General features: G+C 67.1%; 8 protein-coding genes. 4 read left to right on the forward strand and 4 right to left on the reverse strand.

Annotation, left to right across the window (positions count from 1 at the left end):
• The 3 genes from RMO40_RS15870 to RMO40_RS15880 form a co-directional block, all read right to left on the reverse strand.
• Nucleotides 1–761: cbb3-type cytochrome c oxidase subunit I (locus RMO40_RS15870; RefSeq protein ID WP_309723448.1), on the reverse strand; the 761-nt coding region annotated here is incomplete at its 3' end.
• A gap of 31 nt (nucleotides 762–792) precedes the next feature.
• Complete coding sequence (gene ccoS, locus RMO40_RS15875) at nucleotides 793–1,017, reverse strand: cbb3-type cytochrome oxidase assembly protein CcoS (RefSeq protein WP_309723450.1); 225 nt, start codon at nucleotides 1,015–1,017, stop codon at nucleotides 793–795.
• A 19-nt stretch (nucleotides 1,018–1,036) separates the two neighbouring features.
• Nucleotides 1,037–3,325, reverse strand: a complete 2,289-nt coding sequence (locus RMO40_RS15880) for a cation-translocating P-type ATPase (protein WP_309723453.1) — start codon at nucleotides 3,323–3,325, stop codon at nucleotides 1,037–1,039.
• An 85-nt stretch (nucleotides 3,326–3,410) separates the two neighbouring features.
• On the opposite strand from RMO40_RS15880, the gene RMO40_RS15885 reads away from it, so the two are divergent.
• Nucleotides 3,411–4,673 carry an acyl-CoA dehydrogenase family protein gene (locus RMO40_RS15885; protein WP_309723455.1) on the forward strand — a complete coding sequence of 421 codons (1,263 nt, stop codon included), beginning with the start codon at nucleotides 3,411–3,413 and terminating at the stop codon, nucleotides 4,671–4,673.
• 174 nt (nucleotides 4,674–4,847) lie between these two features.
• Here the strand turns inward: RMO40_RS15885 and RMO40_RS15890 are convergent, their stop codons facing one another.
• Nucleotides 4,848–5,654, reverse strand: coding sequence for a hypothetical protein (locus RMO40_RS15890; protein WP_309723458.1), 807 nt, complete (start codon nucleotides 5,652–5,654; stop codon nucleotides 4,848–4,850).
• Nucleotides 5,655–5,980: 326 nt separating this feature from the next.
• Between RMO40_RS15890 and RMO40_RS15895 the strand changes: the two genes are divergently transcribed.
• The 3 genes from RMO40_RS15895 to RMO40_RS15905 all read left to right on the forward strand — a co-directional run.
• A complete protein-coding gene (locus RMO40_RS15895) occupies nucleotides 5,981–6,592 on the forward strand; it encodes a response regulator (protein ID WP_309723463.1) in 612 nt (203 codons plus the stop codon).
• A gap of 13 nt (nucleotides 6,593–6,605) precedes the next feature.
• On the forward strand, nucleotides 6,606–8,402 hold the full coding sequence (locus RMO40_RS15900) for an ATP-binding protein (protein WP_309723466.1): 1,797 nt from the start codon (nucleotides 6,606–6,608) through the stop codon (nucleotides 8,400–8,402).
• Between the two features lie 163 nt (nucleotides 8,403–8,565).
• Nucleotides 8,566–9,690, forward strand: a 1,125-nt coding sequence (locus tag RMO40_RS15905; protein WP_489660177.1) for a tetratricopeptide repeat protein, incomplete at its 3' end; no start/stop codon positions are given.

A 9,690-nucleotide genomic window follows, 5' to 3' on the forward strand; every position in this document is an offset into this window, starting at 1 on the left:
GTGAAGATCAGCGCCCAGAAGTGCACGATCGACAGGCGGTATGAATACACCGGCCGCTCGGCCTGCTTGGGGATGAAGTAATACATCATCCCGAGGAAGCCCGCCGTGAGCAGAAAGCCCACCGCGTTGTGGCCGTACCACCACTGCACCATGGCGTCTTGCACGCCGGCGTAGGCCGAGTAGCTCTTCATCGCACCGGCCGGAATGGCGGCGGCGTTGACGATGTGCAGCAGCGCAATCGCGAGGATGTAGGCGCCGAAGAACCAGTTGGCGACGTAGATGTGGCGCACCTTGCGCACGCCGATGGTGCCGAAGAACACGATGGCGTAGGCCACCCACACCACGGTGATCAGGATGTCGATCGGCCATTCGAGTTCAGCGTATTCCTTGCCTTGCGTGTAGCCCATGGGCAGCGAGATGGCCGCGGCCACGATCACCAGTTGCCAACCCCAGAAGGTGAACATCGCCAGCTTCTCGCCGAAGAGCTTCACTTGGCAGGTGCGTTGCACCACGTAGTAGCTGCTGGCAAAAAGTGCGCAGCCACCAAAGGCAAAGATCACCGCGTTGGTAAGCAGCGGGCGAAAGCGGCCGTAGCACAGCAACGAGATGCCGAAGTTGAGCTCGGGCCAGGTGAGCTGCGCGGCAATGATCACGCCGACCAGCATGCCCACGATGCCCCACAACACCGACGCGAGCGCAAAGGCACGCACCACGCGGTCGCTGTAAACCGGCGCCGCGAGCGCCGAGACTTGTTTGTTCATGGGTGGTTCCTTGGGTCTGCTGCCGTCAGGGTCATTGTCTGGAGGCGCCCCGTGGTTCCCCTTGACGGGGATCAAGCGCTTCACCACCGCTGGCTGCTTCAGCGGTGGGCGATGCCTCTGCGCCACCCTCGAGCACACGCCAGCCTTCGCGGTCGAGGTCATCGAATTGCCCGCGGTCGACGGCCCAGGCAAACAGGCCGATCAGCGCCAGCACCAGCAGCACCGACAGGGGCAGCAAGAGGTAGAGGCTTTCCATGGCTTCAGCTTTCGTGTGTTCAGCGCGAGAGGCGCAGTGCGTTGAGCACCACCCCCAGCGAGCTGAGCGCCATGCCGGCGCCCGCGGCCCAGGGCGGCAGCAGGCCGGCCAGTGCGAGCGGCACGCAGGCGGCGTTGTAGACAAGCGCCCAGGCCAGGTTCTGGCGCATCACGCGCAGGGTGCGCCGGGCCAACTGGTGTGCGGCGGGCACTTCGCCCAGGCGGCTGCCGAGCACGATGAAATCGGAGCGCTGTTGCGCGAGTGCGCTGCCGTGGGCGAGCGCGAACGACACGTCGGCACGGGCCAGCACCGGGCCGTCGTTCAGGCCGTCGCCCACCATCAGCACACGGTGGCCATCGGCTTGCAACTTGGCGATGGCGGCCAGCTTGTCTTCCGGCGTGGCGCCACCGTGCGCGTGGGTCACCCCCAGCCGGAGGGCGATGGCCTGCACGCTGGCCGGCGCGTCGCCCGAAAGCAACTGCACGGCGAGACCTTGTGCGGCCAGGCACTGCACGGTGTGTTGGGCGTCGGCCCGCAAGGCTTCGTCGAACTCGAAACACACCTGCTCCTCGGGCGCTGAAGGCCACGGTGCGCAGGCCACACGCGGCCGTGCGGCGAGTGCCACCCCGTGTACGCCGACCCAGGCGGGCGCGCCGAGGCGCCAGGTGCGGCCGTGTTCGTCGATGGCGGTGATGCCCTGCCCTGCGACCTCGTTCACCTCGCGCCAGCGATGCTGATGTGGGGGGAGCGACTGCACCAGCGCCGCCGACAAAGGGTGGTGCGACAGCGCCGCCAGCGATGCAGCGCGCTGTAGCAGAAAGTGGTGGTCGGCGGCGGGTCCGTGCACGGTGGCAGCGAGCACCAGGCGGTCTTCGGTGAGCGTGCCGGTCTTGTCGAAACATGCAGTGTCGACGTGGGCCAGCGCTTCGATCGCGTCGAGGCGCCGCACCAGCACACCGCGCCGCGCCAGGCCGCCCGCTGCGCTCAACAAGGCGGCCGGCGTGGCCAGCGAGAGCGCGCACGGGCAGGTGACGATCAGCACCGACACCGCCACCCAGACGGCGCGGCTCGGGTCGATCACGCTCCACACCGCCGCGGCCAGCGCGGCCAGCAACAACACGCCCAGCAGAAACGGCCCGGCCAGGCGGTCGACCGCGCGCATCACACCGGGGCGCTGGGTGAGTGCGTGTTGCAGCAGCTCGACGATCTGCTGGTAGCGCGTGCCCTCGCCGATGCGAAGCAGCTGCACCACCACCGGCGCGGCCAGGTTGATGCTGCCGCCCACCACCGCATCACCCACACCCCGTTCGACCGGGCGCGACTCGCCGCTCAGCATGGCTTCGTCGACCTGGGTGCTGCCATCGAGCACCTGGCCGTCGCCGGGGAAGGCCTGGCCCGCGGCGACACGCACACGGTCGCCCACCATGAGGCGCGCTATGGGCACGGTGTGGGCCATGCCCTCGGAGTCGAGCCGCTCCACGCTGTCGGGCAGGCGCTGCAACAGAGCGTCGAGCGCTTCGGTGCTGCGCGCCCTCGCCCGCAGCTCCAGCCAGCGCCCGGCCAGCAAGAAGGCGACGAACATGGCCAGCGAGTCGAGGTAGGCGTCGTTGCCGAAAGGCCCACCCGGCTGGAAGGTGGCGCCGGTGCCCGCGATGAAGGTGATGGCAATGCCCAGCGCCACCGGCACGTCCATGCCGATCCGGCGCTGGCGCAAGGAGCGCCAGGCGCTGCTGAAAAAAGGCCCGGCCGAAAACAACAGCACCGGCAGCGTGAGCACCCACGCGGCCCAGGCCAGCAAGGCCGCCAGGTCGGGCGCGATGTCGCCCGGCTCGGCGAGGTAGCCGGTCGAGGTGAGCATCATCACCTGCATCATGCAAAACCCGGCGACAAAAAGCCGCCACAAGGCCTGGCGAGACTCGCGCTGGCGCGCCACGCGGGCGGCCTCATGTTGCGCCGGCAGCGCGCGGTAGCCGGCCGCCTGCACCGCGCTCACCAGCTGCGAAGCGCGTGTGTGCTGCGGGTTCCACTGCACCCGCACACGCTGGCTGGCGGCGTTGACGTCGGCACGCGCCACACCGGGCACCGTCATCAAGGCCGACTCGATGATGCCGGCACAGGCCGCGCAATACATGCCTTGCAGCGCAAACACCGACTCGGCCTCACGCTCGCCGAGTGCACCCTGCCGCCAGCGGGTGCACTCGGCCAGCGCGGTGGCGTCGTCCAGTGCGGCGGCCTGGCGCGGCGTGAGCGGCGGCACGGGGGACGCAAGTGGCGTAGGCATGGCCAGACCGGCCTGTTGCATGCTCATCGGGCCGACTCTAGGCAGCCGGCCGTGGCCCGGGCATGACGCAAATCAATTTCGCGGCGTCACCCCGAGGGCAAGATGGTCGGTCATGGATTTCCAACCCACTCCCGAGAACCTCGACTTGCAGCGTCGCGTGCGCGACATCATGGAGCGGCTGGTGCTGCCCTCCAACCGCGACTGGCACCGCTGGGCCGACGCCGGTGTCTACCCCAGCGACGTGGTCGAGCCCATCAAGGCCTGCACACGGGCCGAAGGCCTGTGGAATCTTTTCCTGCCCGGCCTGAAGCCTGACGAACCCGGCACCCGCCTGAGCAACCTCGACTACGCGCCGCTGGCCGAGATCATGGGCCGTGTGCCCTGGGCGGCCGAGGTGTTCAACTGCGGCGCGCCCGACACCGGCAACATGGAGCTGCTGCACCTGTTTGCCACGCCGGCCCAGCGCGAGCGCTGGTTGAAGCCGCTGATGAACGGCACGATGCGCTCCTGTTATGCGATGTCGGAGCCCGACGTGGCGTCGTCCGACCCGACCAACTTGCAGACCCGCATCGTGCGCGACGGCGACGATCTCGTGATCAACGGCCGCAAGTGGTTCGTCACCGGCGCCCTTCACCCGGCGTGCGAGCTGGTGATGCTGATGGGCGTGTCAGACGGCTTGCCCGATGCCGACAAGCACAGACGCCACTCGCTGGTGCTGGTGCCGCTCGACACACCGGGCCTGTCGATCGTGCGCAACGTGCCCATCCTGCAGCACCACAGCATCGAGGGCCACGTGGAGCTGCTGTTGCGCAACGTGCGCGTGCCCGCCACGAGCCTGCTGGGCGAGGCCGGCGCCGGCTTTGCGATGGCGCAGGCGCGCCTCGGCCCAGGCCGGGTGCACCACTGCATGCGCAGCATCGGCCAGTGCGAGCTGGCGCTGGAGCTGATGTGCGAGCGTGCGCTGGAGCGCAGCGCCTTCGGCCGCCACCTGGCCGACTTCGCCAACATCCAGGACTGGATCGCCGAAAGCCGCGTCGAGATCGACCAGGCCCGGCTGCTGGTGCTGCACGCCGCCTGGCGCATGGACACGCAAGGCAACGCCGCCGCGCGGGTCGAGGTGGCGGCCATCAAGCTGGTGGCAGCGCGCCTGCAAACGCGGGTGCTCGACCGGGCGATGCAGGTGTTTGGCGCCATGGGCCTGTCACCTGACACACCGCTGGCCTACCTCTACACCTGGGGCCGCGCGATGCGCATTCTCGACGGGCCCGACGAGGTGCACCTGAGGACGGTGGCGCGTGCTGAACTTGCGCTCGCCAAAGGGAGAAGGGGCGCCGCCACGAATCACTTCGTGCCGTACGCCCCTTCGGAGCGCTGACTGTCGATCTGCAGATCAGTGGCGGTCGAGCGTGCCGTTGGCGTCGCGGTCCACACCGAAGTGTGTGCCGTTGCCCGTGCATATTTGCACTGCCGTGCGCTTTTTAACGATCCACGTTTCTACCGAGAGGCGGTCTCGTGAACGGAAGGCCGGCTTGCGCAGCCAGGTTTCGATTCAGCTCTGGCTCATCAGGTAGCGAATCAGTTTGCCGCCGTCGCTCGGGGGCATCTGCAGGATCACGCTGTAGAGGTCGATGTTGATCGCGCAGAGCTTGTCGCGGTCGATGCCCGGCGCCAGAGGGCGTTCGAGCAAGGCCAGGTCTGGGCCATGCCGTGCGCTCAGGGCCAACATCACCGGTTGCATGCGAGGCAGCACCTCGGCCTTCTGCGGCACCGCTTGGGGCGACAAGGTCGAGCTGCGCACCACTTGGCTCAGCGCTGCGGCGTCGGCGTCACGCAGGTTGGCCGACACGTAGCGCGTGAGGTTCAGGCTGTCACCGGGTTGGGGAAAGAGAAACCGGTGGCACAGCTCGCCACCGTGGCGTCGAAGCTCCTGCATCTCTTGCACCATGACACGCACGTACTCTGTGGCGGCTTCGTCCGAGGCGCGCGGCAGGCGCTGTTGCACCAGGCCGGTGACTTGCGCCCGCACCCGTTCGATCAACACACCCTGGCTTTGCCCGGCCAGCAGCCCTTGGCGCAGCTCGGCCATGATGCGGCCGTAGGTCTGCGGGTCATGCTTCTTGATCGCCGCAAAAGCCGCATGGCCCGACAGCGAATCGTCAACCCTGCTGGCGTCATAACGGGCCTGAAGCGTGGGCGTTATGAACTGCTGCACGGCCGCGAACAGCAGGCCCGCCAGCACCAGCCACAGCCCGGCGTAGTGCGATGTCTCGCGCGTGCGGCCGCGTAACGCGAGCACCACGATGGCTGCTGCCACGCCGGCGCAAACAAGGCCCGCCACCACGCTGATCCAACTCATGCCCCGCTCCCGTTCGTTTTCTCTGTTTGGCTTGTCATCAATTCGACATCTTGTTCATAACGCTGTGGTCATGCGTTGGGGCGCTGCGACGATTGCCACCCCAAACCTCAGGGTGTACCCGCATCCACGCTCCTAGGGATGGGAGAGAGCGCCAGTTTGAATCAACAATAGCCACTTGCCTGGCCCGCACGCAGCTTGTTTGCACTGCCTGATGCAAGCACACATCGTCACGAGGCATTCCCATGAGCCAGATGTTGCCCTATGCGACAGCTTCCCTCGGTGCCCCTGTGGCACAGCGAAACCAGCTCGCCGACCAACCCGCACGCATGATGTCCAAACTCCTGATCGTTGACGACCATGCGTTGGTGCGCGTGGGCATCGTGACCAGCCTGGGCGCTGTCGAAAACGCCAACCTGCAGCTGCTCGAAGCCAGCACCCTGCACGACGCGATCACGCTCTACCGCAGCGAGCCCGACATCGCGCTCGTGCTGCTCGACCTCAACATGCCCGACTGCAAGGGCCTGCAAGGGCTGAAGCAGTTTCTCGAAGCGTTCCCGAAAGCGCGTGTGGCGGTCATCAGCGGCACGCAAGACGAGTTTGTGATCGGCCAGGTGCGTGCTCTTGGCGCGGTGGGTTATGTGACCAAGGGCCAGGCACCGCGCGCCATGTGCGACACGGTGATGGGCCTGCTGGCCGGCGTGCAAGGCAATGGCAACGGCGGCTTCCCGCGCTTTCCCAGCTCGTCGCGCTACGACCGTGTGGCCGAGCTGGGGCCACGCCACCTCGAAATCCTGGAGCTGGTGCTCTCGGGCTGCTCCAACCAGGAGATCAGCACCGCCACCGGGCTGTCGCTGGGCACCATCAAGAATTACGTGTCGACGATCCTGCTGGCGCTCGACGTCAAGTCGCGCTCGCACCTGATCAGCCTGTTCAGGTAAGCGTCGACCGAAGGTGAGCTTTCAACTTTCGCCTTCCACCGCCGCCGGTTCCACCGACGCCTCCACCGAAGAAGGGCCTGACCGCAGGCGCGAGAGAACCCGTGCCTCGCAGCTGATGCGGCTGTTCCGCCACGGCGACAGGGTGGTCGGCGTGTCGTTCGGGCTGGCGCTGGTGTGCTGGCTCTCGTTCGTCATCTTCAGCCCGCCCGGTCCCGGCGTGTGGATCTGGGTGCTGCTGGTGCATGGCGCACAAGCCTTGCACGCGCTCTTGCTCTGGGGCTTCAAGCGTGCGGGGCGCACCGCGCTGGCCCACCCTGACCCCTGGTTGCAGAAGTACCTGGGCGTGGTGCTCCTGGGTTCGGCGAGCTGGGGCCTGGCGCCCTACTTCCTGCTGACCAACCTGCGCGAGCAGTCGGCCATTGCGCTGGTGCTCTTGTTGCTGGGCGTGGGGGCCGCTGGCGCGCACCTGGTGGCGGCGTATCGCTGGGCCATCTACCTGTGGCTGCTGCCGCTGCTCGGGCCTTTGACGGTGTTCATGCTGCTGTTCGGCACGCCGTTGGCGCTGACCATCGGCTGCCTCTCGGCGGCGTTCTTGCTTGCGTGTTTCTTCTTTGCCGGCGCACGCCACCGCTTGTTGATGAAAGAGCTGCAAACCAAGCTCGACAACGACGCGCTGGTGCGCGCGCTGCGCCAGCAAGTGTTTCTGGTGGAGCGTGCCAACCGGGAGAAGAGCCGCTTCCTCGCGTCGGCCAGCCACGACCTGCGCCAGCCCATGCACGCGCTGGGCCTGTTCACCGCCACGCTGGAAAAGAAGCTCGCCGGCACCGCGCTGCAACCGCTGGTGAAAAACATGATCCGCTCGATCGACGCGTTGGAGCAGTCGTTCACCTCGATGCTCGACATCTCCAAGCTCGACGCCGGCGTGATCGAGCCCAACCTGCAGAGCTTCCCCATCCGCGACCTGTTCCGCGTGCTGCACATGCACTGCGCCGGCCAGGCCGAAGAGCTGGGCCTGGGCCTGCGCTTCAAGGCCGGCGGCAAGATCGTGATGAGCGACCCGCACCTGCTGGAGCGTGTGCTGTCGAACCTGATCCACAACGCCATTCGCTACACGCCAGAAGGCGGCATCGTGGTGGTGGCGCGCACACGGGCGCAGGTGGTGAGCGTCGAGGTGTGGGACACCGGCATCGGCATCGCCCCCGACGAGCTGCCCAAGGTGTTCGACGAGTTTTACCAAGTCGGCAACCCGGGGCGCGACCGTTCGCGCGGCCTGGGCATGGGCCTGGCCATCGTCAAGCGCCTGGTGTTGTTGATGGGCCACCAGCTCGAAGTGGTATCCCGACCAGGCCACGGCACGGTGTTTCGCATTCTCATCAAGGCCACCGAGTTCGACGAGCTGGACAACCTGGTGGTGGCTGCCGACACGGTGCCCTCACCCATCGATTCGAGCCGCACCCTGTTGCTGATCGACGACGAAGAAAGCATTCGTGTCGGCATGAGCGACCTGCTGCAAACCTGGGGTTACCACGTGCTCACCGCCGCGACCATTCAAGAGGCCTGCACCGAAGTGCGGCGTCACGCGGGTGTCATCGACATCGTGGTGTCGGACCTGCGCCTGGCCAACGAAGAAGACGGCATCGACGCCATCGAGCGGGTGCGCGCCGTGTACGGGGCGCCACTGCCAGCGCTGCTGATCACTGGCGACACCTCACCCGATGAGGTGAAGCGGGTGCACAGCAGCGGGCACCAGGTCTTGTTCAAACCGGTGCGCACGCGCGAGCTGTATGCGGTGCTGCGCAGCGTTCCCTAGACCCCCTAGAAGATCATGCGCGTCACCTTGGTCACTTGTGAGCCGATGACGCGCCCACCTAGGATCGATCGGCATTGTTGTATCAAGGGGCAAGTCCGTGCGGACCTTTCATAGATCACTTCTTCTGGCGGCCGGCGTCGCGCTTTGTGGGCCTTGGATACCGGTGCAGGCCCAAGACCTGCCGCCCATCAGCGCGGTCGCCCGCGATGCCCTGGCCCGCCACCGCGATGCCAACGGCCTGCTGGCCCTGAGCGCCGAGGGCCGTGCGCTGTACGAGCGCGACGTCATCAAGCTCGACGGCTACGGCTACTGCGGCCGCTCGATCGCGCTGGCCGAACAAGGCGAGTTCCGCCAGAGCATCCGCGCCGCCAGCAAGGCTTTGCACATCGGCCAGACCAGCGACAACGAAGACCTGCGCTCGCTTGCCCAGCGCGACCTCGCCATCGCCTACAACTACGCCGGCCTGCTCGACGAAGCCGAGCGTTTTGCCCAGGGTGCCCTGGCGCTCAAGCCAAAGAACCCGCAGCAGGCCCACGCCCCGGCCTACAAGGTGCTCGGCGACGTGGCGGTGCGCCGTGGCCGTTATGGCGACGCTGCCGACGCCTACAAGCGCAGCCTCGAGCTCGCCAGCGACCGTTTCCGCCCGCTGGTGCTGGTGTCGCTGGCCAACGCCTACACCGCCGCCGGCCGCCCGCGCGAATCGCTGGAGCAGCTCGACAAGCTGCCTGTGGGCGAGGCCGAGAAGCTGGGCGCCTTCTACAAACGCAGCCGCGCCAACGCCTTGCTCGCTGCCGGCCTGCCCGACCAGGCCGAGGCCCAGTTCAAACAGGTCGCCGCCGACAGCAGCTCGGGCGACGCGCTCTACCACCGCCTCTGGGCCACCGAAGGCCTGGGGCGGGTCGAGCTGCAACGAGGCAACAAGCCCGCCGCGCTCAAGTCCTACCTTGAAACCGTGCGCCTGGCCGACAGCCTGCGCGGCAAATTCCAGAGCGAAGAGTTCAAGACCGGCTTGTTCGGTGACATCCAGAAGGTGTTCGACACCGCGCTCGACCTGAGCATCACCACCAGCAACTTCGAAGCCGCCTGGGCACTCTCCGAGGCCTCACGCTCACGCCAGCTGCTCGACGCCATTCGCGACCGCGCCGCCGATTCACTCGCCGAACAGCGTGTCACGCTGGCCGAGCTGCAAAAGACCCTGGGCTCGGGCGAGGCGGTGCTGCAGTTCCACGTGCTCGACAACCGCAGCATCGTGTGGCTGATCACCCGCTCGGGCATGTCGGCCAAGGTG

Origin of the sequence: Rhizobacter sp. (assembly GCF_031412075.1) — a bacterium.
GTDB lineage: Bacteria > Pseudomonadota > Gammaproteobacteria > Burkholderiales > Burkholderiaceae_C > Rhizobacter.